Annotated in this window: 25 protein-coding genes; 18 read left to right on the plus strand and 7 right to left on the minus strand. The window is 59.5% G+C overall.

From position 1 onward, the window contains the following. Window positions 1–44 precede the first annotated feature (44 nt). The 5 genes from J3R80_RS11840 to J3R80_RS11860 are packed head-to-tail and all read left to right on the plus strand — an operon-like array spanning window position 45 to window position 4,663. Window positions 45–1,460 (plus strand): YcjX family protein, encoded by a 1,416-nt coding sequence (locus tag J3R80_RS11840; RefSeq protein WP_275393995.1) that lies wholly within the window; start codon window positions 45–47, stop codon window positions 1,458–1,460. After that, window positions 1,457–1,894 (plus strand): GNAT family N-acetyltransferase, encoded by a 438-nt coding sequence (locus J3R80_RS11845; protein WP_275393996.1) that lies wholly within the window; start codon window positions 1,457–1,459, stop codon window positions 1,892–1,894. Before J3R80_RS11840 ends, J3R80_RS11845 begins: the two co-directional genes overlap by 4 nt. Further along, a complete protein-coding gene (locus J3R80_RS11850; protein ID WP_275393997.1) occupies window positions 1,891–2,898 on the plus strand; it encodes a TIGR01620 family protein in 1,008 nt (335 codons plus the stop codon). The genes J3R80_RS11845 and J3R80_RS11850 overlap by 4 nt, the downstream gene beginning before the upstream one ends. After that, window positions 2,895–4,190, plus strand: coding sequence for an SDR family oxidoreductase (locus J3R80_RS11855; protein WP_275393998.1), 1,296 nt, complete (start codon window positions 2,895–2,897; stop codon window positions 4,188–4,190). Before J3R80_RS11850 ends, J3R80_RS11855 begins: the two co-directional genes overlap by 4 nt. Next, window positions 4,190–4,663: a DUF2269 domain-containing protein gene (locus J3R80_RS11860; protein WP_275393999.1), complete on the plus strand. Its 474-nt coding sequence runs from the start codon at window positions 4,190–4,192 to the stop codon at window positions 4,661–4,663. The genes J3R80_RS11855 and J3R80_RS11860 overlap by 1 nt, the downstream gene beginning before the upstream one ends. Window positions 4,664–4,665: 2 nt before the next feature. Here J3R80_RS11860 and J3R80_RS11865 read toward each other — a convergent pair whose 3' ends face one another. After that, entirely contained in the window at window positions 4,666–5,103 is a 438-nt protein-coding gene (locus tag J3R80_RS11865) for a group III truncated hemoglobin (RefSeq protein WP_275394000.1), read from the minus strand. Window positions 5,104–5,373: 270 nt separating this feature from the next. Between J3R80_RS11865 and ileS the strand changes: the two genes are divergently transcribed. The 11 genes from ileS to J3R80_RS11920 all read left to right on the plus strand — a co-directional run bounded on the left by ileS (window position 5,374) and on the right by J3R80_RS11920 (window position 17,056). Further along, the gene (gene ileS / locus J3R80_RS11870; RefSeq protein WP_275394001.1) at window positions 5,374–8,277 is read left to right on the plus strand and encodes an isoleucine--tRNA ligase; all 2,904 of its coding nucleotides are present in this window, start codon (window positions 5,374–5,376) and stop codon (window positions 8,275–8,277) included. A gap of 180 nt (window positions 8,278–8,457) precedes the next feature. Continuing rightward, on the plus strand, window positions 8,458–8,916 hold the full coding sequence (locus J3R80_RS11875) for a methylated-DNA--[protein]-cysteine S-methyltransferase (protein WP_275394002.1): 459 nt from the start codon (window positions 8,458–8,460) through the stop codon (window positions 8,914–8,916). Between the two features lie 62 nt (window positions 8,917–8,978). Continuing rightward, window positions 8,979–9,905, plus strand: a complete 927-nt coding sequence (locus J3R80_RS11880) for an ABC transporter ATP-binding protein (protein ID WP_275394156.1) — start codon at window positions 8,979–8,981, stop codon at window positions 9,903–9,905. Continuing rightward, window positions 9,902–10,663, plus strand: coding sequence for an ABC transporter permease (locus tag J3R80_RS11885; protein ID WP_091428272.1), 762 nt, complete (start codon window positions 9,902–9,904; stop codon window positions 10,661–10,663). Before J3R80_RS11880 ends, J3R80_RS11885 begins: the two co-directional genes overlap by 4 nt. 80 nt (window positions 10,664–10,743) lie before the next feature. After that, window positions 10,744–11,541: a S49 family peptidase gene (locus J3R80_RS11890; RefSeq protein WP_275394157.1), complete on the plus strand. Its 798-nt coding sequence runs from the start codon at window positions 10,744–10,746 to the stop codon at window positions 11,539–11,541. Between the two features lie 168 nt (window positions 11,542–11,709). After that, a complete protein-coding gene (locus J3R80_RS11895; protein WP_275394003.1) occupies window positions 11,710–12,681 on the plus strand; it encodes a calcium/sodium antiporter in 972 nt (323 codons plus the stop codon). Continuing rightward, window positions 12,681–13,472, plus strand: a complete 792-nt coding sequence (locus tag J3R80_RS11900; protein WP_275394004.1) for an SDR family oxidoreductase — start codon at window positions 12,681–12,683, stop codon at window positions 13,470–13,472. The genes J3R80_RS11895 and J3R80_RS11900 overlap by 1 nt, the downstream gene beginning before the upstream one ends. Window positions 13,473–13,787: 315 nt before the next feature. After that, window positions 13,788–15,671, plus strand: a complete 1,884-nt coding sequence (uvrC, locus tag J3R80_RS11905) for an excinuclease ABC subunit UvrC (protein WP_275394005.1) — start codon at window positions 13,788–13,790, stop codon at window positions 15,669–15,671. An 18-nt stretch (window positions 15,672–15,689) separates the two neighbouring features. Beyond that, window positions 15,690–16,364 (plus strand): CDP-diacylglycerol--glycerol-3-phosphate 3-phosphatidyltransferase, encoded by a 675-nt coding sequence (pgsA, locus tag J3R80_RS11910; RefSeq protein ID WP_275394006.1) that lies wholly within the window; start codon window positions 15,690–15,692, stop codon window positions 16,362–16,364. Then, window positions 16,357–16,605, plus strand: a complete 249-nt coding sequence (gene moaD / locus J3R80_RS11915) for a molybdopterin converting factor subunit 1 (RefSeq protein ID WP_275394007.1) — start codon at window positions 16,357–16,359, stop codon at window positions 16,603–16,605. Before pgsA ends, moaD begins: the two co-directional genes overlap by 8 nt. A gap of 1 nt (window position 16,606) precedes the next feature. Next, complete coding sequence (locus J3R80_RS11920) at window positions 16,607–17,056, plus strand: molybdenum cofactor biosynthesis protein MoaE (RefSeq protein ID WP_275394008.1); 450 nt, start codon at window positions 16,607–16,609, stop codon at window positions 17,054–17,056. A gap of 11 nt (window positions 17,057–17,067) precedes the next feature. Here the strand turns inward: J3R80_RS11920 and J3R80_RS11925 are convergent, their stop codons facing one another. The 4 genes from J3R80_RS11925 to fsa form a co-directional block, all read right to left on the minus strand. After that, entirely contained in the window at window positions 17,068–17,766 is a 699-nt protein-coding gene (locus J3R80_RS11925; RefSeq protein WP_275394009.1) for a CDP-alcohol phosphatidyltransferase family protein, read from the minus strand. A 62-nt stretch (window positions 17,767–17,828) separates the two neighbouring features. Then, on the minus strand, window positions 17,829–18,764 hold the full coding sequence (locus tag J3R80_RS11930) for a tyrosine recombinase XerC (protein ID WP_275394010.1): 936 nt from the start codon (window positions 18,762–18,764) through the stop codon (window positions 17,829–17,831). After that, the gene (locus tag J3R80_RS11935) at window positions 18,761–19,468 is read right to left on the minus strand and encodes a DUF484 family protein (RefSeq protein ID WP_275394011.1); all 708 of its coding nucleotides are present in this window, start codon (window positions 19,466–19,468) and stop codon (window positions 18,761–18,763) included. The genes J3R80_RS11930 and J3R80_RS11935 overlap by 4 nt, the downstream gene beginning before the upstream one ends. A gap of 140 nt (window positions 19,469–19,608) precedes the next feature. Further along, window positions 19,609–20,262 carry a fructose-6-phosphate aldolase gene (gene fsa, locus J3R80_RS11940; RefSeq protein WP_275394013.1) on the minus strand — a complete coding sequence of 218 codons (654 nt, stop codon included), beginning with the start codon at window positions 20,260–20,262 and terminating at the stop codon, window positions 19,609–19,611. A 101-nt stretch (window positions 20,263–20,363) separates the two neighbouring features. Here fsa and J3R80_RS11945 point away from each other — a divergent pair, with 101 nt between their 5' ends. Beyond that, window positions 20,364–22,559 (plus strand): primosomal protein N', encoded by a 2,196-nt coding sequence (locus J3R80_RS11945; protein WP_275394014.1) that lies wholly within the window; start codon window positions 20,364–20,366, stop codon window positions 22,557–22,559. A 161-nt stretch (window positions 22,560–22,720) separates the two neighbouring features. Here the strand turns inward: J3R80_RS11945 and J3R80_RS11950 are convergent, their stop codons facing one another. Then, window positions 22,721–23,857, minus strand: a complete 1,137-nt coding sequence (locus J3R80_RS11950; RefSeq protein WP_275394015.1) for a hypothetical protein — start codon at window positions 23,855–23,857, stop codon at window positions 22,721–22,723. Window positions 23,858–24,186: 329 nt separating this feature from the next. After that, window positions 24,187–25,254 carry a YeeE/YedE family protein gene (locus tag J3R80_RS11955; protein ID WP_275394016.1) on the minus strand — a complete coding sequence of 356 codons (1,068 nt, stop codon included), beginning with the start codon at window positions 25,252–25,254 and terminating at the stop codon, window positions 24,187–24,189. Between the two features lie 133 nt (window positions 25,255–25,387). On the opposite strand from J3R80_RS11955, the gene J3R80_RS11960 reads away from it, so the two are divergent. After that, entirely contained in the window at window positions 25,388–26,623 is a 1,236-nt protein-coding gene (locus J3R80_RS11960; RefSeq protein WP_275394017.1) for an MFS transporter, read from the plus strand. Window positions 26,624–26,699 lie beyond the last annotated feature (76 nt).

Raw genomic sequence — 26,699 nt, forward strand, 5'->3', positions numbered from 1 at the left:
CGCCCGCGCACATATGTTCAGGTGAACAAAAGACGGAGGCACCCGTGGGGCTAGGCGATATCGCAGACAGCATCACCCGACAGATCGAAGCCATAGGCGACGCCACAAGCGAGGCGTTGTTCGAGCCGGTGATCCGTCTGGGCGTCACCGGCCTGTCGCGCGCAGGCAAGACCGTGTTCATCACATCGCTGGTTGCCAACCTGATGAACCGGGGGCGGATGTCCGGACTTTTGGCGGCGTCTGACGGGCGTATCCAGACGGCATTCCTGCAACCGCAGCCGGACGATACGGTGCCGCGATTTGATTTTGAAACCCATCTGGCGGCAATGACGGGACCGACGCCGCACTGGCCGGATTCGACACGCGCCACATCGGAATTGCGTCTGTCGTTCCGGGTCCAGCCCTCGGGCTTGCTGGGCGGATTGCGTGGCCCGCGCACCGTGCATCTGGACATTGTTGACTATCCCGGCGAATGGCTGCTGGACTTGTCCCTGCTTGACCTTAGCTACAAAGATTGGGCCGCGCAGGTGTTGGAGCGGATTGCCGACCGCCCGCAGGCGTCGAATTATCTGGGTATGGTGCAAGGGATCGACGGAGCGGCCGCTCTGGACGAGATGGAGGCAAAACGCCTTGCCGGCGGGTTTGCCGCCTATCTGACGTCTGCGCGCGAAGATGGATACAGCGATTGCACGCCCGGTCGGTTCCTTTTGCCCGGTGATCTGGAAGGCAGCCCGGCCCTGACCTTCGCGCCCATCCTTCAACCCGGTTCGACCCCGCGCAAAAGCCTGTGGCGCGAGATGGAGCGGCGGTTCGAAGCCTATAAATCCCGTGTGGTCAAGCCGTTCTTTCGCGATCACTTCGCCAAGATCGACCGCCAGATCGTGCTGGTCGATGTGTTAGGGGCCATTCATTCAGGCCCCGCCGCGTTAGAGGACCTGCGCCGCGCCATGGCCGAGATTCTGACCGCCTTCCGCCCCGGCGCGAATGCGTTCCTCAGCTCCATCTTTCTGGGGCGACGCGTCGAACGGATCCTGTTTGCCGCCACCAAGGCGGATCACCTGCACCACAGCCAACATCCCCGGTTGACTGCGATCACCGAGGCGCTGCTGCGCGAAGCGCGAGACAGGGCGGATTTTGCGGGCGCGAAGACTGCCGCCATGTCCATCGCCGCCCTGCGCACAACGGTTGAAGAGCGCATGGAACACGACGGGCGAGTGCTGGATTGCGTGCGCGGGCGGCTTCTGGATAGCGGTAAAACCGCGGCGTTTTATCCGGGCGATCTGCCCGATGACCCCGCGCGCCTGCTGTCACCCGCACGAAAGGGGGCCGAGGTCTGGCTGGATGCGGATTACGAGGTCATGCGCTTTGCGCCCGCCGTTGTGTCGCTTAAACCCGGCGAGGGGCCGCCGCATATTCGCTTGGACAAGGCGGCTGAATTTCTGTTTGGGGATCGGCTATGAAAATCCGGCCCGCAACAATGGCGGATGCGCCCGCTATTGCAAACATTCTGACGGGGTGGATCGCGGCAACCCCATGGATGCCACGCGTTCATTCCCGTGCGTCTGAAAAAGACTTTGCGCGGATATTGGTTGGCCGCGGCTGGACCACAGTGGCGCAGGAGGGCATGCGAACACTTGGATTTCTGTCTCGCGATGGGGACGAGGTGCACGCGCTTTACTTGTTGCCTGCGGCGCGTGGACACGGGATCGGAAAAGCCTTGTTGGATGATGCCAAAGCGGCAGCTCCACAGCTGGCGCTCTATACTTTTCAGGCGAATGAAGGCGCGTGTCGCTTTTATCAGCGCGAAGGGTTTACCGAGGCGTTTCGCACCGATGGGGCGGGCAATGACGAGCATCTGCCCGATATTCGCTTTACTTGGAGGGCTGTGTGTTGAGCAGGTCTGAAAAACCCAGAACCGGCCCGGTGTTGATCGAACTGGAAGATACGCAAACGGTATCGCCTGCCGACGCCCCACCGGTGCCAGAAATTGCGGCGGTTGACGCCACCGGGGCAGCCATGCAGGGCGCGATCAGCTTTGCGGGGCGCAAACGCTCGCGTCTGGCGCGCTGGTTTTGGTCGCTTCTGCTGACGATCACCGGGTTCGTTCTGTCCGTGGCAGCATATGATTTTGTCAGCAGCCTGATCACTCGCCAAACTGTGTTGGGCTATGCGGCGCTGGGTCTGGTTGCGGCCTTCATTCTGGTGCTGCTGATCATCGCGCTGAAGGAATGGGTGGCGTTTGCCCGGCTGCGCCGAGTCGATACATTACACCATGCCGCCGAAGCGGCTGTGGCACACAACGACCTGACCGAAGCGCGGGATGTCGTTGAAAAGCTCAAGCGTCTTTACCGGGGGCGTGACGATCTGCGCTGGGGATTGGAGCGCTTGGCCGAGCGCGAAGCAGATGCCTTCGATGTGGACACTCTGCTTACCTTAACGGAGCGCGAGCTTCTGACGCCACTTGACGCAGCCGCAGTGAAAGAGGTTGAAGCCGCTGCCCGCCAGGTGGCGATGGTCACGGCGATCGTACCGATAGCCCTGGCGGATGTGGTGACGGCTTTGACTGCAAATATCCGCATGATCCGCCGTATTGCAGACATATATGGCGGCAGATCCGGTGTCCTGGGTGGCTGGCGGCTGACCCGTGCGGTGATGGCACATCTTGTCGCGACAGGGGCTGTGGCTGTCGGGGATGATTTGATCGGATCCTTGGCCGGGGGCGGAATTCTGTCCAAGCTCAGCCGTCGGTTTGGTGAGGGGGTGGTGAACGGTGCGCTGACGGCGCGTGTTGGCGTCGCCGCGCTTGAAGTCTGTCGCCCTCTGCCTTTCGGTACGGGTAGGCGGCCCGGCGTGACTGGGATCGTCAAACGCGCTTTGGCGGGGCTGTTTGGAAAATGACGCGGGTTTTGGTGCTGGGTGGGTATGGCCTGATCGGGGCCGAGGTCATGCGCCATCTGCTGGCCGAGGGTTTCGCGGTGACAGGTCTTGGCCGCTCTGCCGTCGCCGTACGCAAGGCCTTTCCTGATGCCGATTGGATCCTCCGCGACCTGTCCCACTTGTGTGATGCGCGCCATTGGGGCGAGTTACTGACAGGCGTCGATGCCGTCGTGAACTGCGCGGGCGCGCTTCAGGACGGCCCGCGTGATCATCTGCAAGCGGTCCATGTGGACGCAGTTGCCGCACTGGCAACGGCGGCCGCCGCGCGGGGCGTGCAAATCGTCCAGATCTCGGCCGCGGGCGTGTCACCGGAGGCATCGACCGCATTCTTTCGTACCAAGGCAGCGGGGGACCAGGCGCTGTTGGACAGCGGGGCGCCTGTGGTGATCTTACGCCCCGGTCTGGTTCTGGCCCCGCAATCCTATGGCGGCACCGCGCTGATCCGACAACTGGCCGCATTTCCCATTATTCAGCCAATGGCGATGAAGCATGCTCCGATCCAGACGGTTTCCGTCAAGGACGTGGCACTGGCCGTTCAACATGCGCTGGATGGGCGGTTGCCGGACCGCTCTGTCCTGGATCTGGTCGAGCCGACGCCTCACAGCCTGTCGGAAGTGGTCGCGGCCCATCGCAAATGGTTGGGCGTTGCCCCCGCGCGTGCGATCATTTCAGCACCCCGGTGGGGGGTGCGGGCCATCGCGTGGGGCGCGGATACCCTTGGTCGGCTTGGCTGGCGATCCCCTCTGAGGTCCACGGCGATTGACGTTTTGAAAGACGGGGTGCACGGGGATCCTGCCCCCTATCGCGCGCTGGTGGGGGATGTGTCGCCCCTGCAGGATACGCTTGCGGGGTTTCCGGCTGCGGGGGCAGATCTGCTGAAGGCGCGGTTGGCGTGGTTCGTACCCTTGGGCGTTGCGGTCCTTTCGTTGTTCTGGCTGCTGTCCGGTATCATCGGGGTCGTCTCGCTTGGTGCTGCATCCGAGGTGTTGACCAGCGCAGGATGGCCGGGATGGATGGCGAAAAACGCGGTCCTGTTTTGGGCATTGATAGATTTGGCGCTGGGCTTCGCCATCCTTTATCGCCCGTGGGTGCAAAAGGCGTTGCTCGGGATGCTGGTGACCTGCGGGATATACCTCGTGTCGGCTAGCATCGTCACACCCGGCTTGTGGCTTGATCCGCTGGGACCGCTGGTGAAAATCCTACCAATCATGCTGTGCATCGGGCTGATGTCACCGCTGCTCGAGGACCGCTGATGGATTGGCTTTTGCTTCTCCGTTTGGCCCATATCATGGGCGCGGTGGTCCTGATGGGGACCGGCGCGGGGATTGCGTTTTTCATGGTGATGTCTCAGCGCAGCCGCGATCCCCGGATGATTGCGCATGTGGCCGGGATCGTCGTGCTGGCGGATACGGTGTTCACGGCGACCGCCGCCATCGTTCAGCCGATCACGGGCACCTTGCTGGCGTGGTCACTGGGGTGGGGCCTGTGGGAAAGCTGGATCATCGTCGCAATCGGGCTGTACCTGTCTGTCGGAGCTTTCTGGCTTCCCGTGGTCTGGATCCAAATCAGGCTGCGCGATTTGGCGCAGCAATCCGCCGCGCAGGATGCGCCACTGCCGGACGCATATCACCGGCTTTACCGTATCTGGTTTGCCTTCGGTTGGCCCGCCTTCGCGGCCATGATCGCGATATTTTGGGTGATGCTGGCGCGACCCGAATTTTGGTAGGCCTACCCCAAACTCGGCACCACACGCGCAGGGCGCGTCATATCCTCGACCCCCATGCGCAATCCGCGTCCGATCCGATGCACCAGCGCAATCCACGCGCGGGCGGTGTCGGCGGGCAGGGTGTCGGTCGCGATCTCTTCAAACAGGGCGATCCACGGGTCGAAATGCTCGGGTCTCACGTTGCCTGCCTGCATATGGGCGCGCATCGGATTGCCCTCATAGCCCGGTTCGCGCAGAATTGCGCCGCGCCAGAAGCGGGCGATCAGGGCGATGTGCTGCTCCCATTCGGCATCCGTTATCCCCACGTGACCATTGAACACAGGGCCGAGTTCAGGATGCTGCCTGATCCGTGCATAAAACACCGTCAAAACCTGATCGATCTGAGCTGGTGTAATCTCGAAAAGTCTGAGTGGATTTGGCCTCGAAGTCATCTGTGTCATCGCGCGCACCTTTCCCGAGTGAAATACTCGACAAAATTGAAGCTGCCAAGGGGATCGGTAAGGACAAAACAGCACAGGCCAACCGGCCTTCATGGCTTTACGCCGCTGAACCACGCGCCTATAACGCCCTCATGATGCACGCACAGGCCATCATTATTCGAATTATATGCCCGGCGCTCTGATCCAGACGAGCCGCCGGGACAAGGCGCATGGACCTACGCGCCGCCCCCTCTTCGACATTGACGACTTATCCTGAAAAGGACCGGACACATGTGTGCCGACACACCCGACTATAAAGACACGCTGACCCTTCCCGTAACCGATTTCCCGATGCGCGCTGGCCTGCCCAAGCGCGAGCCCGAATGGCTGGCCCGGTGGGAAAAGATCGGCGTCTATGACCGCCTGCGTGAGACCGCTGGCGACCGCGAGCCCTTCATCCTGCACGATGGCCCTCCTTACGCGAACGGCCACCTGCATATCGGCCACGCGCTGAACAAGACCATCAAGGACATGATCGTGCGCTCGCACCAGATGATGGGCCATGATGCGCGCTATGTTCCCGGCTGGGATTGCCACGGTCTGCCCATCGAATGGAAGATCGAGGAACAGTATCGCAAGAAGGGCAAGAACAAGGACGATGTGGACGTTGTCGACTTCCGTCAGGAATGCCGCAAGTTCGCCGAAGGCTGGATCGACATCCAACGTGACGAGTTCAAACGCCTGGGCATCACCGGCAACTGGGCCGATCCCTATCTGACGATGGATTTCCACGCCGAACGCGTGATCGCCGAGGAATTCATGAAGTTCCTGATGAACAGCACGCTGTATCAGGGCTCGAAACCTGTGATGTGGTCGCCGGTGGAAAAGACCGCATTGGCCGAGGCCGAGATCGAGTATCACGACCACAAGTCGCACACGATTTGGGTGCCGTTCAGCTTTGCCAATGCCGAAGGTGATCTGGCCGAGGCTCGCGTCGTGATCTGGACCACGACTCCGTGGACGATCCCGTCGAACAAGGCCGTCGCGTATAGCGACAAGATTGCCTATGGCCTTTATCGCGTGGACGCGACCGAGGAAGAAAGCTGGACCGCGGCTGGTCAGACCTACATCCTTGCCGATGCTCTGGCCGAAGACGCGCTGGGCAAGTCCCGCGTGACCGAGTTCACGCGCGTGCGTGACGTCGCTGCTGATGAGTTGGCAGGTCTGATCTGTAAGCACCCGTTCAACGGTGCCGACGGCGCAGATGGCTTCTGGGATTACGACGTTCCGATGATCGACGGCGATCACGTGACCGACGACGCGGGTACGGGTTTTGTCCACACCGCGCCCAGCCACGGTGCTGACGATTATGAAGCCTTTGTCGCTCGCAACTGGATCGACCGCATGACCCACAATGTGGGCGAGGAATCGGAGTTCCTGCCGCATGTGCCGTTCTTTGCGGGCCTTCAGGTCTTCGACCGCAAGGGCAAGGAAGGCAAAGCCAACAACGCCGTGATCGCCAAGCTGGTCGAGGCCGGCGGCATCATCGCGCGTGGCCGCGTGACGCACTCCTACCCGCATTCGTGGCGCTCGAAAGCGCCGATCGTGTTCCGCAACACGCCGCAGTGGTTTGCGTCTGTGGACCGCGAGGTCGGCGACGGGCAGGACGAGATGGGCAAGACCATCCGCGAACGTGCGCTGAACTCGATCGACCAACTGGTGAAATGGTGGCCGCAGACCGGTCGCAACCGTCTGTATTCGATGATCGAGGCACGCCCGGATTGGGTTCTGTCGCGTCAACGCGCGTGGGGCGTTCCGTTGACCTGCTTCACCAAGAAAGGCGCGCTGCCGACGGATGAAGACTTCCTTCTGCGCGATCCCGCCGTGAATGCGCGCATTGCCGAGGCGTTCGAGGCGGAAGGCGCGGACGCTTGGTATGCCGAGGGCGCGAAAGAGCGGTTCCTTGGCAATGAGCATAACGCTGACGAATGGGAGCAGGTTTTCGACGTGCTTGACGTGTGGTTCGACTCCGGGTCGACCCACTCCTTCGTGCTGCGTGACCGTGAAGACGGCACGCCCGATGGCATCGCGGATGTCTATATGGAAGGCACCGACCAGCACCGCGGGTGGTTCCATTCCTCGCTGCTGCAGGCTTGCGGCACCAAGGGCCGTGCGCCTTACAAGAACGTCGTGACCCATGGCTTCACGCTGGATGAGAAGGGCATGAAGATGTCCAAGTCGCTGGGCAACACTATCGTGCCCGAGCAGGTCGTGAAACAGTACGGCGCCGACATTCTGCGCCTGTGGGTGGCCCAGACGGATTACACGGTTGATCAGCGGATCGGGCCGGAAATTCTGAAAGGCGTTGCCGACAGCTATCGCCGTCTGCGCAACACGATGCGCTTCATGCTGGGCAACCTGCATGGGTTTGACGATAGCGAACGCGTGGACGCCGCCGACATGCCCGAGCTGGAGCGCTGGGTGCTGCATCGTCTGGCGGAGTTGGATCACGTGGTCCGTGACGGCTATCGCAAGTTTGACTTCCAGGGCGTGTTCTCGGCCGTGTTCAACTTCGCGACCGTCGACCTGTCGAGCTTCTATTTCGACATCCGTAAGGACGCGCTCTATTGCGACGGCAAGGACAGCCTGAACCGCAAAGCGGCGCGCACCGTTCTGGATATCCTGTTCCACCGCCTGACCACGTGGCTTGCGCCCATTCTGGTCTTCACGATGGAAGACGTGTGGCTCGAGCGTTTCCCGGGCGACGACAGCTCGGTCCATCTTGTTGATTTCCCAGACACGCCTGCCGATTGGCTGGATGAACCTCTGGCGGCAAAATGGTCGGGTATCCGAAGGGCCCGACGTGTTGTAACGGCTGCGCTGGAAATCCAGCGTCGCGACAAGGTGATTGGCGCGTCCTTGGAGGCTGCTCCGGTGGTGCATGTTCGTGACAAGGATGTGTTGGCCGCCCTTAAATCCGTTAACTTTGCGGACATCGCGATCACATCGGCTGTGTCGCTGAGCAACGACCCGCTGCCGTCGGAAGCCTTCCGTCTGCCGGAAATTGAGGGTGTTGGCGTGGTGTTCGAAAAGGCCAGTGGCGACAAGTGCCAGCGCTGCTGGAAAATTCTGCCGGATGTGGGCAGCCATGATCATGCCGGCACTTGCCAGCGTTGCAACAAAGCCCTGAGCTAGGACATCGGTGGCTCACGATGTGAGCCTGAGGGGCGTTGCCCCTTCGCGTGAAACCCGGGCGGGTTTCACGCTCCCCCAGGATATTTCACGCCAGAAGAAACGGCCAGGATCAACACCGGATTCTGCCCACTTGATCAGGAAGCGGATTGCATCCGCCGTTTCCGCGCGCAAGGGTAAGGCATGAATATCGCGATCATGGACAGTCCGGTTGGGCGCTTGGGTGTGGAAGAGCAGGCGGGGGCGATCTGTCGGCTGATCTGGGACGCTGCACCGGTCGGTGTGCAGACGCCATTGCTGCGCGAGGCTTGTGCGCAGCTTGCGGCCTATTTTGATCGTCGGCTGACAAAGTTTGACCTGCCGACCTATGTCCATGGCAGCGATTTCCAGCGCGCGGTTTGTGATGCCATGTCCGCCATTCCCTATGGTGACACGTTGACCTATGGCGATATTGCGAAGCTGACCGGGAACTCGGCGCAGGCGGTCGGAAGCGCTTGTGGGGCCAACCCGATCCCGATCATTATTCCGTGTCACCGGGTTATGGGGGCAGGGGGCAAGCTGGTTGGATTTTCCGGTGCGGGCGGGGTCGAGACAAAAGTTCGGCTTTTACGCCTTGAAGGTGCTGCCGGGTTGCTTATTTGAAAGACTTGGTCCGCAACGCGCTGTTGAACAACAAGCAGCCGGCGGCAACACTGGGGGACAGTATGACCACGATCCTGAATGTCAGCGACGTGACCAAGACCTATGAAGGCGGCCACCAAGCCCTTAAGGGCGTTGATCTTGAAATTGAAGAAGGCGAGATACTTGCCTTGCTTGGCCCCAATGGCGCCGGCAAGACAACGCTGATCTCGATCATCTGCGGCATTGCAACGGCAAGCTCTGGCACGATCACCGTTGGCGGGTTTGACCACGTGAGAGATTACCGTGCAGCTCGCAACCTGATCGGGTTGGTGCCGCAGGAAATCAATCTGGAGCCGTTCGAGACGGTGATGAATTCGGTCCGGTTCTCGCGCGGGCTGTTTGGAAAGCCACGGGATGATGCGCGGATCGAAGAAATCCTGAAACTGCTTAGCCTGCACGATAAGAAGGACAGCCGTATCATGACGCTGTCAGGTGGTATGAAGCGACGTGTTTTGATCGCGAAAGCACTGTGCCACGATCCGAAGATCCTGTTTCTGGACGAACCGACTGCCGGTGTCGATGTCGAGCTGCGCAAGGACATGTGGGACATTGTGGCGAAGCTGAAACAGACCGGTGTGACGGTCATCCTGACAACCCATTACATCGAAGAAGCCGAAGCGATGGCCGACCGGATCGGGGTGATCTCGAAAGGCGAGATTTTGCTGGTCGAGGACAAGGATGCCCTGATCAAGCGATTGGGTCAGAAGGAGCTGTTGATTGAGTTGGACAACCCGATCGAGGCCCTGCCTGAAGCGCTGGCAAGCCATCCCCTGACCGTATCGGACGATGGCGGGTTGATCTACACCTACGACGCGCAGGCGGGCAGCACCGGCATCACCGGATTGCTTGCCGATCTGCGCGAGGCGGGGCTGCATATGTCGGACCTGTCCACGCGCCAGAGCTCGCTTGAAGATATTTTCGTGGATCTGGTGAAGGAGGACGCCGCATGAACTGGAATGCAATTGCTGCAATCTATCGGTTCGAGATGGCCCGGACCTTCCGCACGTTGATGCAATCGATTGTGTCGCCCGTTCTGTCCACGTCACTTTACTTTGTCGTGTTCGGGGCTGCGATCGGGTCGCGCATTGATCAGGTCGAGGGCGTCAGCTACGGCGCATTCATTGTGCCGGGTCTGATCATGTTGACCGTGTTGACGCAAAGCACAACCAACGCCTCGTTCGGGATCTATTTTCCCAAGTTCATCGGCACGGTATACGAGCTTTTATCCGCACCGATTTCGTTTTTTGAGATCGTCATCGGCTATGTCGGCGCGGCGGCGACCAAGGCGTTCATGATCGGGTTGATCATACTGGCCACGGCGCATTTCTTTGTCGATCTGACCATCGCGCACCCGGTCTGGATGATGGCGTTTCTGGTGCTGACCTGCATCAGCTTCGCGTTGCTTGGCTTCATCATCGGCATCTGGGCGCAAAACTTTGAACAATTGCAGCTCGTTCCCCTGTTGGTCATCACGCCGCTCGTGTTTCTTGGCGGGTCGTTCTATTCAATCTCGATGTTGCCGCCGGTCTGGCAGACGATCACGCTGTTCAATCCGGTGGTTTACCTGATCTCGGGCTTCCGCTGGGCGTTTTTCGGAATGGCGGACGTGTCACTGGGCTGGTCCGTCCTTGCGATTGCGGTGTTCATGACCACATGTCTTGCAACCATCGGCTGGATTTTCCGCACCGGATACCGGTTGCGCAGTTGATGATGGGCGATTTGCAACAGGAGAAACACGCGTCGCCCCAGTCCCTTGTTTGATCCGGAGGCGCGATCTAAATGACAGCCATGACAACCTATATTCCGTTCATCAAGAAGCCGCCGCTGGTTGCGGTGATCCGCCTGTCAGGCGTGATCGCGTCGGGCGCGCGGGGGCAATTGAACGATGCGGTGCTTGCCCCGGTGATCGAACGTGCCTTTCGCAAAGGGAAGCCGCGGGCGGTCGCGCTGGTGATCAACTCGCCGGGCGGCAGCCCGGTGCAATCCAGCCTGATTACCGCGCGCATTCGTCGCTTGGCGGCCGAGAAAGAGATCCCCGTCTATGCCTTTGTCGAGGATGTCGCCGCATCGGGCGGCTATTGGTTGGCGACGGCGGCGGACGAGATTTATGCCGACCAAAGCTCGATCCTTGGGTCTATTGGCGTAATTTCAGCCGGGTTTGGCCTGACCGGTTTGATCGAAAAAATCGGGGTCGAGAGGCGGGTATATACCGCTGGCAAATCCAAATCCATGCTGGACCCGTTTCAGCCGGAAAAACCTGCCGATATCAAACGTCTGAAGGCGTTGCAGGAGGATATTCACGAGGCGTTCAAGACGCAAGTTACCACACGCCGTGCCGGGAAACTGCCCGAAGGAGAGGACCTGTTTACCGGTGATATCTGGCTTGGCCACGCTGCCATCGAAAAGGGTCTTGCGGATGGGATCGGTCATGTTGTTCCCAAGATGAAAGAAAAATTCGGTGACAAGGTTCGGTTCCGTGTGCATGGCCCACGCCGCCCGTTCATCAGCCGGTTTGGACTGCAGCTTGGATCAGATGCGATTGCGGCACTAGAGGAGCGGGCGGAATACGCGCGCTTTGGCCTTTGAATGGTCATTAAGATTGTCGTTCTGTTTCTGGTTGCCATGGGTGTGTTGGCCATGTTTGGAAAACTCCGATACCCGGGTCAGAAGCGCATAGAAGCGATGAAGTGTCCTCGCTGCGGACGGTATCGGCTGGGGAAGTCCCCCTGCGATTGCAACGGAAAGGGCTGAGCTTTGGATCTGATCTTTGCTGCGCTGGGTCTTGTTATCCTATTGCTTGCAGGTGACAGCCTTGTCCGAGGGGCGGTGAACATGTCGCTGCGCCTGGGGGTGCCTGCGCTCATCGTCTCGCTGACCATCGTCGCGTTCGGAACGTCGGCACCAGAGTTACTTATCTCGGTCCAGGCCATTATCGAGGGCGTGCCAGGGCTGGCGATGGGCAACGTGGTTGGGTCCAACACAGCGAACATCCTGTTGGTGCTTGGCGTGCCCGCCCTGATCTCGGGCCTGTCCACGGCCACATGTGACACCAAGAAAAGCTATCTTCAGATGATGGGGGCCACGGTTCTGTTCATCGTATTGTGCTCGGGCGGCGTGATCACATGGGTGCAGGGGCTGGTGCTTCTGGCCGCGCTGGGTCTGATGCTCAGCTCGGCTTTCCGCGAAGCCTTGTCGCACCGGCGCTCCAACCACGTTGCAGTAGATGAGGTCTGCTGTGAAGACGAGGAAGAAGTCGAAGGCGCCGATCCGAATATGCCGTGGTGGAAAGTCATTCTTTTCCTTGTTCTGGGCCTGATCGGATTGCCACTAGGGGCGGATCTTCTTGTCGACGCATCGACCAATATCGCCCGGCATTTTGGCGTCTCGGAAACCGTCATCGGCCTGACACTGGTGGCGCTGGGCACCTCGTTGCCAGAGTTGGCGACAACGGTTATGGCCGCGCTTCGGAAACAAGCCGAGGTCGCATTGGGCAATGTGATCGGGTCGAACATGTTTAACCTTCTGGCAATTATTGGCATTGCGTCCTTGGTTGGCCCGATCCCGGTTGAACCTGGTATTCTGCAGTTTGACCTTTGGGTGATGCTTGGTGCATCCCTTTTGCTGGCGCCTTTTGTATTTCTGAAATGGCATATGGGCCGCGTCTGGGGTGTCATATTGTCGATGCTTTATGTGGTCTATGTGATGATCGTTCTGGGGATGTCGTGATGGGCCAGCCTCGCGCATTGATAACCGGGGCAGGCGCGCGTCTGGGACGCGCCATGGCGTTAGAGCTTGCGCGGTTGGGATGCGATGTCGCGGTTCACTATGCCACGTCGGAAGATGGCGCAGCCGAGACCGTCAGAGACATTCAGGCCTTGGGACGCAAAGCCGTCACCTTGCAGGCAAATCTGTTGGATATGGCGCAGGTTGAAGCGCTTGTGCCGCGCGCGGCGAAGGCTTTGGGTGGACCGCTATCTGTGCTGGTCAACAATGCGTCGATCTTCGATTATGACACGCTAAGTTCGGCCACGCAGGAAAGCTGGGACAGGCATATGTCTTCCAATCTTCGTGCGCCGTTCTTCCTGATGCAATCCTTTGCCGCACAAGCGCCCAAGGCGACCATAGATGAAAATGGTGAAAGCCTTCCCCATGGGCTTGTTGTCAACATGCTCGATCAGCGTGTGCAGAAGCCCACGCCCGAGTTCATGACCTACAGCCTTGCCAAGAACGCTTTGTGGACATTGACCCGCTCCGGTGCGCAGGCCTTGGCCCCGCATGTGCGTGTCAACGGCATCGCGCCCGGCACGACATTGATTGGCGCGCGCCAGTCGCAGGCGCATTTCGACGGTCAGCGGTCAGCGTCACTTCTGCAGCGTGGCGCGAATGTCGAAGATATCACTGCGGCGCTTAGGTTTTTCATGAATTCACCTGCCGTAACCGGGCAAATGATCGCCGTGGATGGTGGTCAACATCTGGCGTGGCAGACCCCCGATATTCGCGGTGTGGAAAATCCGTGAATCCCGGCTTGCAGGTATCGAACCTGTTCAGCGATCGGAAAGTTGTGCACTTGTGAAGTTCACGTTGCGGAAGGTCCGTATTTTTTGCAATGATTTCATTTGTTTACAAGGGCGTTACAATTCTTTCCTTATTTATCAATGAGTTGCAAAAGTGCCTAAAAAATAGGCACATCGTGGAAGCGGGCTGAATACAAGGGGTTTTTCTGGATGGTCAAAACATGTCCTCAGAGTTATCCACAGAAATTGTGGGCAGGTTTTCTCTTGTCTTCGCGACGCTAAGATTGCAGGCACGCAGAGAATCGGGGCAGCGTTGATATGAACGGTGAGCACAGCAGGAACGAACAAGGCGGGTCGGACGTTCCGGTTGGGTATGGTGTCATCCAATCCTACCTGAAGACGCTGGACAATTCGCCGGGTGTTTACCGGATGCTCGATGCCAGGGGGCGGGTGCTTTATGTGGGGAAAGCACGCAGCCTGAAGAAGCGTGTTTCGAGTTATGCCAAGCCGACCGGACACACCGCACGCATCGCGCGGATGATCAGCCAGACCGCGTCAATGATGTTTCTGACCACCCAGACAGAAACCGAGGCCCTTCTGCTTGAGCAAAACCTGATCAAGCAGCTAAAGCCACATTTCAACGTACTTTTACGCGACGATAAGAGCTTTCCGAACATCCTTGTTACCGGGCATGATTTCCCGCAGATCAAGAAACACCGGGGTGCTCGCAAAGAGAAGGGTGCCTATTACGGACCTTTCGCCAGCGCAGATGCTGTGAACCGGACGCTTAACCAATTGCAGAAGGTGTTTCTGCTGCGCGATTGTTCGGACGCGATGTTTGAAACCCGCACGCGACCTTGCCTGCAATATCAGATCAAGCGGTGCGCGGGTCCGTGTGTGGGGAAAATCAGTAAAGCAGATTACACCAAGCTGGTCGGCGACGCCGAGGATTTCTTGTCCGGTCGCACGACAAAGATGCAGGAAAATCTGGCGGCTGATATGCAAGCGGCGTCCGAAGCGATGGAGTTCGAAGAAGCCGCGGTGCTGCGTGATCGTATCCGGGCGCTGACCCAGGTGCAGCAGGCGCAGGGTGTCAATCCGCGGGGCGTGGCCGAAGCGGACGTGATCGCGCTGCATATGGAAGGGGGGCAGGCCTGTGTTCAGGTCTTCTTCATCCGCGCGCATCAGAACTGGGGCAACCGCGATTTCTATCCGCGCACCGGCGCAGGGGCGGGGCCGGGCGAGGTGCTTCAGGCCTTTGTCGGCCAATTCTATGATCAGAAGGAGCCGCCGCGCCTGATCCTGTTGTCCGATCCGTTGGACGAACAGGATCTGATGGCCGAAGCGTTGAGCGAACGGCTGGGGCGTAAAGTTGAAATATCGGTCCCTTTGCGAGGTGAGAAGTCCGAACTTGTTTCCAACGCTCAACGCAACGCCCGCGAAAGTCTTGGCCGCAAGATGGCCGAAACGGCCACTCAGGCACGGTTGCTTGACGGTATCGCACAGGCGTTCGAACTGGGCAGCCCGCCCCAGCGGATCGAGGTCTATGACAACTCGCATATCCAAGGCGCGCACGCGGTCGGCGCGATGATCGTGGCGGGGCCGGAAGGCTTTATGAAAAGCCAATATCGCAAGTTCAACATCAAGGGTGACGACCTGATCCCCGGCGATGATTTCGGCATGATGAAAGAGGTGCTGACCCGCCGGTTCAAACGCCTGTTGAAGGAAGACCCGGATCGCCAGGGCGAACACTGGCCCGACCTTCTGCTGATCGACGGCGGTGCCGGACAGGTTGGTGCGGTGCATGAGATCATGGAAGAGCTGGGCGTCACCGATATTCCGATGGTCGGTGTGGCCAAGGGCGTGGACCGCGACCACGGCAAGGAAGAATTTCATCGACGGAAACAGCGCCCCTTCGCGTTGAAAAGAAATGATCCGGTTCTGTATTTCATCCAACGGCTGCGCGACGAGGCGCATCGCTTTGCCATCGGCACCCACCGCGCCAAGCGCGCCAAGGCGCAGGGCGCAACCCCGTTGGACGAGGTGCCCGGCGTTGGTGCCACCCGCAAGCGCGCGCTCTTGCAGCACTTCGGTTCGGCCAAGGCGGTCAGCCGCGCGGGGCTTGAAGACCTCAAGGCGGTGGATGGTATCTCTGAAACTCTGGCCGAAACCATCTATGGCTTCTTCCATGACAAGGGCTGACGGGGTAAGGAGAAACCTATGAAATGGAACCTGCCTAATATCCTGACCGTCGCCCGCCTGATTGCAGCGCCATTGTTGCCAATCATGTTCTTGTATTTCGCGCGACCCTGGGCGGATTGGTATGCAATGATCCTGTTCATCGTGGCCTCGATCACAGATTATCTGGATGGGTATCTGGCGCGTGCGTGGAAGCTGGAAAGCCTGTTTGGCGCTGCGATGGATCCGATTGCCGACAAGGCCATGGTGCTGATCGCGCTTCTGGTCATAAATGGCTACGCGGGCGTGACGCCATGGATCCTGTTGCCCTCGGCCCTGATCATCTATCGCGAGGTTTTTGTATCCGGTCTGCGTGAAACACTGGGCGACCGCGCGCGGGCACTCAAGGTGACCCAACTGGCAAAATGGAAAACCACCGTGCAGATGGTGGCGATTGCTATTCTGTTTTCAACCGGGATATTCCAGCACAGTTTGCTGGACCGGATGCAGGGGATGGATCAATCCACGGTTGACGGCATATTTAATGGTACGATCCCGGATGGTATAGGCTTGCTGTATTACGAGGCCGCGAGCCGGTGGTCCGCTTGGCTGGGTATCACACTGCTATGGGTTGCCGGTGCGCTGACGGTCGTGACGGGCTGGGACTATTTCCGCAAAGCAATGCCGTTTCTGCGAGAGGATCCAGAACATGGTTGAAGTCATGTATTTCGCATGGGTGCGCGAACGCATCGGCGAGCCACGCGAGAAGCTTGAAACTCAGGCGTCAACGGTGGCCGAGCTGGTGGACGAACTGCGCGCCCGAGAGCCGCGCTATGCGGCGGCTTTCGCCGATCTGTCCGCCCTTCGGGTGGCGTTGGATCAAGAGCTTTCGGATTTCGACGCCCCACTGAAAGGCGTGCGCGAGGTCGCGTTCTTCCCACCTATGACCGGGGGGTAAGATGGCTGTCAGGGTTCAGTCTGAGCCGTTCGATCCGGGTGCAGAACTGTCAGGTTTCGCGCAAGATCGCACCGATATTGGAGCTGTTGTCAGCTTCACAGGTCTGGTGCGTGATGATGCCGGGACGCTGGACCGGATGGAGATCGAGCATTATCCCGGCATGACGGAAAAGGCGATTACGGCGATCGTGGACGAGGCTGTTCAGCGTTGGTCTCTGGCGGATGCGCTGGTGATCCATCGACACGGCCCATTGGCACCCGGCGAGATCATCATGATGGTGGCCGCCGCCGCCAAGCACAGGGTTGCGGCGTTCGAAGCCGCCGAATTCCTGATGGACTATCTGAAATCGCGTGCCCCGTTCTGGAAGAAAGAGTTCCAGCGTGACGGATCAACCGACTGGGTGGATGCCAAGGTTGATGACGAAGACGCCCTGAAACGGTGGTCGGATTAAGTTATCGCCCCTCAGGCGCTGCTGCGTTCCGGCAGAATTTGCTGGGCAATGCCCGCGCCAATCAAATAGATCGATGTCAACACCAACCCCCAATGGGCCCAGCTTTCCGGGTGGAAATCGACCCATGCCGCCCAGCCCGCAAAGAAGGTCCAGGCAAAGGCGCAGGGCAAGCTGAACCAGCGCCAGCGTTCCGTGCGAACCGGGTGGATGAATTTCAGCGGCAGGAACATCGCCACCGCAAGCGCCGTGACCAGTATCAGCATGAACCAGAAGTTGGGTTGCGTTGCGAACAGCACGATGACCAGCATGTTCCAACAGCCGGGAAAGCCCGAAAAGCTGTTGTCTTTGGTCTTCATTCGGGTGTCCGCGAAATAGATCGCGCTGGTGAAGGTAATGACAATGATGGCAAACCACCCCGTCCAGCCAGGCATCAGGCCGGATTTGAACAGCGCATAGGCCGGGATGAACACATAAGTCAGATAATCTATGATCAGGTCCATCAGGACACCGTCATATTGTGGCGCGTTGACGGTTACGTCATAGCGCCGGGCCAGCGGCCCATCGATGCCATCGACCCCGAAGGCGACGACCAGCCACAAAAACATCAGGCTCCATTCTTCGTCCACGGCTGCCAGCATGGCCAGCATTGCAAACACGGCACCTGTTGCAGTCAGCAGGTGAACAAGAAGGGCTTTGGTTGAAAGTTTCATGCGCGCTTTGTGCCGGAAAATTGAAAAGGGGGAAAGAAGAAACCGTGTGGGCTTCTGTTCGGTCACGCGCGGGGGTGGGCGGCGTTGTAAACTTCCAGCAGCCGCGAGGTGTCAACCGTTGTATAGGCCTGGGTTGTGGACAGGCTGGCATGACCCAGCAATTCCTGAATGGCGCGCAAATCACCTCCGGCGGCCAGAAGATGTGTCGCAAAACTGTGCCGCATGGCGTGGGGTGTGGCGGTTGCGGGCAAACCCAGTTGCAGGCGCACCTTTTCCATCACTTTTTGCACGGTGCGCGGCCCAAGTGCCCCCCCGCGCACGCCACGAAACAGTGGCGCGTCGGGCGTTTCCGGGTGCGGGCACAGGCGGCGATAGGTCTCGACCGCGTCGCGGGCGGTGGGCAGAACCGGCACCACCCGTTCCTTGCCGCCTTTACCTTTGATCCGCAGGGCGTCCGGCAAAGGAGCATCGGCGCATGTCAGGCCAAGCGCTTCGGAAATTCGCAGGCCGCACCCATAAAGAAGCGTTGCGACTGCGATATCACGCGCCCCGACCCAACCATGCCGTGATTGCATTCCGGCGGTCTCGATCACCGCTTTCGCCGCGTCGGGTGCCAGCGGGCGGGGGAGTTTCTTGGTGAATTTGGGGCTGCGGGTCGACAAAACCGCGGTCGCATCGAAGTCATCCCTTTCGCTGAGCCAGCGATAGAAGCTTTTTACAGCGGACAATGATCGGGCAAGAGAGCGGGCGCCAACGCCGCGTCCGCGTTCATGCGCCATCCATGCGCGCATGTCCGATAGCGTAACCCGAGCCAAGCCACCGCGACCGGCAGATCCGCCCAGATGCCCCGCCATGAACGCCAGAAACCCGGTCAGATCAGTTTGATATGCCGCGATCGTGTTCGTTGACGCGCCGTCCAGCGCACGAATGTGATCCAGCCATTCAGCCAGCGCATCCCGCGCCCCGTCCGAGATCGCCAACGTGTCCTTGGTGGTCACGACAACCAACGGCGCATGGCGCGCTCAAAGACTCCGCCGAAAAAAGCCAGAAGGTCGGTGCCCTGTCCGGGTTTGAACTGCTCGGCATTCTCGACCCCCAGAACCAGCATGCCGGGCAGTCGGCCTTCGCCCAGATCCAGACGAATGCAAGCTTCGGACCGAACCCAGAAGCCAGTGTCGCCATAGATGGTTTCGTCTTGCTCTTGAATCTGGCGCAGGAAAACCTGGCGCGTGGATTGCTCGCCGCTCATACCCAGATAGTCATCCACGAACCCGGGGGGTGCGATGGACAGAACCGGCCCCAGTCGCCCGACAGCGCTGTTCTTTTGGCCGTGTTCGGTTTCCAGAACCAACCGCACGCAATCTACACGCAAGATCTCGGCCACCTCGCCGCTGAGGTCTGCCATGAACAGTTCAAAGTCTGCGGGGTCCAACATGCGCAACACGGCGCGGTGGATCATGTTCATACCAGAGATATTGTTGTAAGCCGCCGCGATCACCGATCGGTGCGTATCTTCCAGCCGATCCAGCCGGGCCTCCAACCGCTCCATCGCGATGCCGCGCAGGTCCACGATATTGGCGCCCATCACGCGTTCATTCGCGGCGATCAGTGCGCGCATGATGTCCTGATCATCCAAAATGGTTTCGGGTTGCGCAATTAAATGCGCGCGCAATTCATCGTCAATCGTCGCTGGTACGCTCATCTGCTGCCTCGATGTTTTGTTCTTGTCGTTTTTGCGAACATACACCAAGCCATCGTGTGGGGGGCAGATTTTTCACACAAGCCCCAACAGAAAGAGGGGGCCGTGGCCCCCTCGTAACAGTCGCAGCCTCTGGGACCAGCTTACAGAATCTTGATTCCAGCCGCTTTGATGTCGGCCAGGAAGGCGTCCAGACCCTTGTCGGTCAGCACGTGTTTAGCCATCGCCTGAATGACCGATGTCGGTGCGGTTGCCACGTCGGCCCCGACCAGCGCGCAGTCTTTCATGTGGTTGACCGACCGGATCGACGCCGCCAAAATCTGCGTCTCGAACCCGTAATTGTCATAGATGGTGCGAATGTCTTCGATCAGCTCCAGCCCGTCCATATTGATGTCGTCAAGACGACCGATGAACGGCGAAATGAAGGTCGCACCCGCCTTGGCGGCCAGCAGAGCCTGGTTGGCCGAAAAACACAGAGTCACGTTGACCATGGTGCCTTCGTCGGTCAACGTCTTACACGCTTTCAGTCCGTCCCAGGTCAGCGGCACTTTCACGGCGATGTTGTCGGCGATCTTGGCCAGTTTGCGGCCTTCCGCGATCATGGTGTCGGCATCAACGGCGGTGACTTCGGCCGAGACGGGACCATCCACGATGTCGCAGATTTCCTTGGTCACTTCCAGAATGTCACGACCGGATTTCTTGATGATCGAAGGGTTTGTTGTCACACCGTCAAGCATCCCGACGTCGTTCAGTTCCTTGATGGCGTCTATATCGGCGGTATCAGCGAAGAATTTCATAAGCGCGGCTCCTGCAGCTATTCGGTGTTTGCGCTCTCATACCCCATGGGCGCGCAGGCAGAAAGCCCTTATGGTGCGCGCAACCAGGGGATTTTGACGAAATGAGCGACATTCAGCACTTTCAGGAGGGCGCGCGGGTCGGTGTTCTGACCGCGCAGCCTCTGGATCGTATCCTGACATATCGCGCGCCCGAAGGCGGTTGCGTGCAAGGTGCGTTTGTCGAGGTGCCGCTTGGCCCGCGCAAGGTGCTGGGTGTGGTCTGGGGGCCGGGTGAAGGCGGGTTTGATGCGTCAAAGCTGCGGTCGGTGATCCGGGTTTTGGAGGTTGCCCCGATGCGCACCGAGATGGCGGAGTTTTTGACTCGCGTCGGTGACTACACCCTGACTCCGATGAGCCAGATGCTGCGCCTTGCGACCCGTGCGCCGGGCCTGTCCGATCCACCGTCGATGCGCAAGGTGTTGAAGACGTCCGGCCATCGCCCCAACCGTCTGACCGACGCCCGCGCCAAGGTGATGGATGTGCTGATGGATCAGCCCGGCACCGGGTTCACCCAGAAAGAGCTGGCCGACTTGGCGGGGGTCAGCGGGTCGGTGGTGAAAGGTTTGGTGAAGCTGGGCGCGATCCGGGAAGAGGACACGCCCCGCGACATGCCCTATCCGCGGCTTGACCCATCGTTGCCGGGGAAAGAGCTGACCGAGGATCAGGCCCAGGCGGCCAGACAACTGACCGATGGCGTGCGCGCGGGCCGCTATGGCACCACGCTTTTGCGCGGCGTCACGGGCGCGGGCAAGACCGAGGTGTATCTGGAAGCCGTCGCCGCCTGCCTGCGCAAAGGGCGTCAGGCTCTGGTGCTGCTGCCTGAAATCGCCCTGACTGCCGAGTTCCTGAAACGGGTCGAGGAACGCTTCGGTGCGCGCCCCGCCGAATGGCACTCCGGTGTCACCATGACCGAACGGCGCCGTTGTTGGCGCATGGTCGGACAGGGCGAGGCGCAGTTGGTCGTTGGCGCGCGATCAGCGCTTTATCTGCCCTTCCGCGATCTTGGGTTGGTTGTGGTGGATGAAGAGCATGACAGCTCGTACAAGCAGGAAGACGGGGTGCTTTATTCTGCACGCGATATGGCGGTAATGCGGGCGTCGATTTGCGACGCGCAGGTTGTGCTGGCCTCGGCCACGCCGTCTTTGGAAACATGGGCCAATTGCGAGGCGGGCAAGTACAAACGCATTGAACTGACCAGCCGTTATGGCCCCGCGGTGATGCCCGACATGCGCGCGATTGACATGCGGCAAGAAGACCTGCCCGCGCAAAGCTGGATTTCGCCCACCTTGAAAGCTGCCGTGCGGTTGCGGATCGCGCGCGGCGAACAATCTCTTTTGTTCATCAATCGCCGTGGCTATGCGCCCGTCACCATCTGCCGCGCCTGCGGGCACCAGATCGGCTGCGACCATTGCGACGCGCGGATGGTCGAGCACCGCTTCCAAAAGCGCCTCGTCTGTCACCAATGCGGTGAGACGAAACCGATGCCCGAGGCCTGCCCGGAATGCGAGGTCGAGGGGAAGCTGGCCCCTGTCGGCCCCGGTGTCGAACGGCTGGCCGAGGAAGTGACCGCCGCCTTCCCCGATGCGCGGATCGCGGTGCTGTCATCCGACCTGTTCGGATCGGCACGCGCGCTGAAAGAACAGATCGAGCTGATCGCAGACGGCGGGGCCGACATCATCATCGGCACGCAACTGGTCGCCAAAGGGCACAACTTTCCAAAGCTGACTTTGGTGGGCGTGATTGATGCGGATCTTGGCCTGCAAGGGTCCGACCTGCGCGCCGCTGAACGCACCTTCCAACTGATCCGACAGGTCGCAGGCCGGGCAGGGCGAACCAAAACGCCGGGTGTCGCCCTTCTGCAAACCTTCCAACCCGAACACCCGGTCATTCGCGCGATCCTTGCTGGTGAAGAAGAAAAATTTTGGAAAGCCGAGGCGGCTGAACGCCAAGTCGCAGGTGTGCCGCCCTATGGCCGTCTGGCGGGCATCGTTCTGTCCTCGCCCGACATCCAAGCGGTGTTCGACCTTGGCGCGGAAATGGCCCGCCGCTCCGAGCCGCTCACCCAAATCGGCGCACAGCTTTACGGCCCCGCGCCCGCACCCATCGCGCGCGTACGCGGTCGCCACCGGGTGCGCCTTCTGGTCAAAGCCGAGAAAACCGCCCCGATCCAAGCGGCGCTGAAACGCTGGCTGGCACAGTTCCAGATCAAAGGGGATATGCGGGTGTCCGTGGATATTGATCCACAGAGTTTTTATTAATCGGTATCAGCTATGCGGGACAGCCAGATCGCTCGCTGAGCTTGCTCAGCTGGCTGCTTTGGGGAGATGTGAAACTCCATGGTTTGCGTCCGCTCGCGAACAATCAAACCAACATGAATGCCTCGCTACGTAGAACCGCGCTCCTGCGGGTGCTATTTCATTCACTCATCGCGATAACGCAGCAGCCTGACCTCGCTGGTATCCATCCGAACTGCGTAAATACGATACTGCCCAATGTCCGGATAGGCGCTGACCCCCTCACCGAGTGCTTCGAGAAGCAGCCAATTGTCTGCATAAACCCGAGGTGTTAATGGAGGCCCATGTTCGTTGCCAAAATCGAACAGGTCGGACAGGCCCGGAAAGTCGGTTGTTGGGATAAATGTCGATGAATGGCTCCCGTCCAGTCCGAACGTCCTGATTTCGCCCGGTCGGGAAAATGCGCCCGTCGTGATCAGCAAACGAGTGTCCGCATCATACAGCAAGCCCGCTGCATCATATTCGTGCAGGCTGGTGACCACGTCCCATCTTCCGGTTCTCACATCGACGGAATATAGGTAGCCGTCCGCGCCGTAGGTGAGGCCATAGATTGTCTGCTCGTCAGGGGCGTACACGCCCGCAACCGGCAAAACGATATCGGGGACATCGGGCGACACCGGGAACCGTTGCGTCCCGGCAGGGCTTGTCAGGCTGATCCCCGTCTGGTCGAAATCGACGGAGTAGCCGCCACCCCCCTCACCGTTGGCGAGCCACCTGCGCAGTTTGGCGGGAAGATCGTCGGACGTTCCCAATTGCTCCGAGAGGTAGTCACGGGCAAGACCGGCGGTTTCTGTGTCGACCTGATCAACTCTCAGTAATCTGTCGTGGAACTGGTGCGCGCCGCTAAAGCTATGGATACGCTCTGTTTTCATCCTGTCCGCCACGCTGTCAATCAACGTTCGGAAATCACGCCCCCAGGGGCTAAAGACCAGCGGCAGACCTGAGACTTGCACCCCGGTCACGGGGATGCCCGAAAGAAGGACCTCGCTGTCCCTGATGCCGGGCCCGCTTCGGATGATCTCGGTGATAATCGTGCCATCGGTCGCTTCAATGCGCCAGCGCAGCACGCCGCCGTCCAGCAGGACAAGGCCGATTTCCTGACCGGGACGATCCACCAATACGTGGGCTTCGGGCAATGCATAATAGTCGTCTGGCTGCTGCCCCTTGCCAACAGCAACAACATGCACCTCGCGTTCTGCCCAAGCAGGGCTGGCAAACCCCAACAAAAGGCAAACGAGAAAGCTCCTGAGCAAAACTCCCATTTATCTGACACCTTCGGTTGACACTGCCGGTCGCGGCAATGCGGGCGCATCATTCTCAGAGCTTAGGTCAAAGCCCTGAAGCTGTTGAGGCCGCGACGATCCTGTGAACGCTTGCTGCGAAAAGGCGCATAGGCTTTGTGGTCTTTGTGCCAAAGCTTGGGGGCAATGTAGCGGAAAAGTTAGAAAATGAACAGTGGACCCAACCGTGGTCAAATAGTGAGCAACCCCGGCAGACCCTGTTTTGTAATTGAGCGTTTTAGTAAATGGTCATTTGCGCATAGCAATGTAGATGGCGCAATGGGTACCTTCCGAACACCTGCTGCAATAAGTCACTCAGCCGCGACCTCAACAGCGCCACGCTGATCCACCAGCGCATCTGTCACCATCGCGCCAATCCACATACACAGAAGGGCAAGCCAGGCGGTGCCGACGAAGATGGAGCCTCCGGTCACGCCTGCGCCAATCGCACATCCCCCGGCCAGCATCGCGCCGAAGCCCATCAGGACCGCGCCGAACATCGAGCGGCGCATATTGGCTTCCCCCTCGAAGCCCTGGAACTTGAATTCTCCGGCCAACCAACTGGCGACGAATGCGCCGATGACGACACCAGGGACAAGGCCCACGTCGAACTCCAGCACCGGGTCGGGGATCAGGAAAAACATGAGTGTGTTGGCGGATGGTCCTGAGAAGGTGGCAGAGGTGACCGAGACCGGCTCGAACGCAGCCAGCGACAGTTGATAAGTCAGAACCCAGCCCAAAGCCACGGCAAAGCCGACGCCCGAGCCGAACACCAGTCGTCGATATCCCATGCCGGACCTGCGCGCGATGTATATTGCGAGCACGGCGGTCAGCACACCCAGTGCAAAGCCGGACCATTCCGGCACGCCAAGAGCATTCAGCAAGTTCACATTGACCCCGCCTTCCGTCATCCAAAGCCGAGCCAGCATGTCACGGGTGGGCGCAAGCCAGCCATGCAGGCTCATTTGCGCGACGACGGCGAAGATCAGGCCGGAAACCACGGAGCGTAGGTTACCCGTCGCTGCCAAAACCAGCAGACGGCCAGAACATCCACGCGCCAATACCATGCCGACACCAAACATCAGACCGCCAATGATGGCACCCGACCACGTGCCAGTCACGGCCATCATGCGGGCGTCCTCGGGCCGCATAAGGCCCAGAAGCGATGCGCCCTGCACCCAGACCAACGCGGTCGAAAAGGTCAGAAGCCAAACCGCGACTGAACTGTCCATCATACGCCGTGCGAACTCTACCGTGGCAGCACGCAGGCAGAAGCGTGATCGCTGGGCGGCTACGCCAAAGACAATACCAGTGATAAGCCCAAACAGCGCGGCTGTCGGCTCTTCTCCGATCCGGTCAATCAGGGGCACGATATCCATAGGCTCTCCGTCGATTGCAGATCATTCTGCCGGGTCTCGAAGCAACGTGCCTTGACATATGTCATAAACATATACGCTTGGGTGAATGCGTTTTAACCTCGCCAACTGGTCCAAACAGGCGTAATGCGGGCCCATGAGACACCAGATTCTGACCCTTGAGGACGCCCGGACATTGCCGTTCTGGCGCCGCCCAATCTTTCTTTTGATGCTGATGGCGGCGGGGATGCCCATCGCCTTTTTCACCTGGTCGGCCCTTCTGAACAACTTCGTGATCGAGGCGGCAGGGTTCACAGGCGTTGAAATCGGCTGGCTGCACACGGTGCGCGAGATCCCCGGATTTCTGGCCATCGGTGTGATTGCGCTTCTGATGCTGTTTCGCGAGCAGGTGCTGGGCGTTGTTGCCTTGGGTATGCTGGGCGCGGCCACCGCGATCACCGCGTGGTTCCCCAGCTTTGGCGGCATTCTGACCGTCACAATGCTGTCGTCGATCGGGTTTCACTATTTCGAAACGGTGAACCAATCGCTTCAACTGCAATGGATCGACAAGAAACGTGCGCCGCAAATGCTGGGCTGGATCATGTCCATTGGATCAGCGGCGGCATTGTTGAGCTACGGGCTTTTGGTGCTGACGTGGAAGACTTTCGATCTGAGCTATAATCTTGTTTACATGATCGCGGGGGGCACGACGCTGGCCATCGCGGTTTTTGCATTCTTTGCCTATCCGCAGTTTGAAAGCCCCGAACCGCAGCTAAAGCAATTCGTGTTGCGCCGTCGCTATTGGCTTTACTATGCGCTGCAATTCATGGCGGGCGCACGGCGCCAGATTTTCACGGTCTTTGCCGCCTTCATGATGGTCGAACGCTTTGGGTTTGACGTGCACGAGATCACGGCGCTGTTCCTGATCAACTACATCGCAAACATCTTCTTCGCACCGCTGATGGGCAAAGCCGTGGCCAAATGGGGCGAGCGTCGCGCACTGACCTTTGAATATATCGGATTGATCAGCGTATTTCTGGCCTATGGCGGGATATATTATTTCGGCTGGGGTGTGGTGCTGGCCGCGGTGCTCTATGTGCTTGATCACCTGTTTTTTGCGCTGGCCTTCGCATTGAAAACCTATTTCCAGAAGATCGCCGACCCGCAGGACATCGCGCCGACAGCCGCCGTGGCCTTCACCATCAACCATATCGCAGCGGTCTTTCTGCCCGCGATTTTGGGTTATTTGTGGGTGGTGTCGCCGGGGGGTGTTTTTGCGCTGGCGGCGGGTATGGCCTGTGTCTCGTTGATGCTGTCACTGCTTATCCCACGCCACCCTGACAAGGGAAACGAGACTGTTTTCTCGCGCCCGCTGCCGCAGGTCGCAGAGTAATCCGGTTGCCAGCGTTGCGGTTGTGGTTGACCGCGCCGGCGCTGCTCGCTAGGCCATTTCTGTCATCAGAAAGGAC

This window comes from Aliiroseovarius sp. Z3 (assembly GCF_029105185.1).
Taxonomy (GTDB): domain Bacteria; phylum Pseudomonadota; class Alphaproteobacteria; order Rhodobacterales; family Rhodobacteraceae; genus Aliiroseovarius.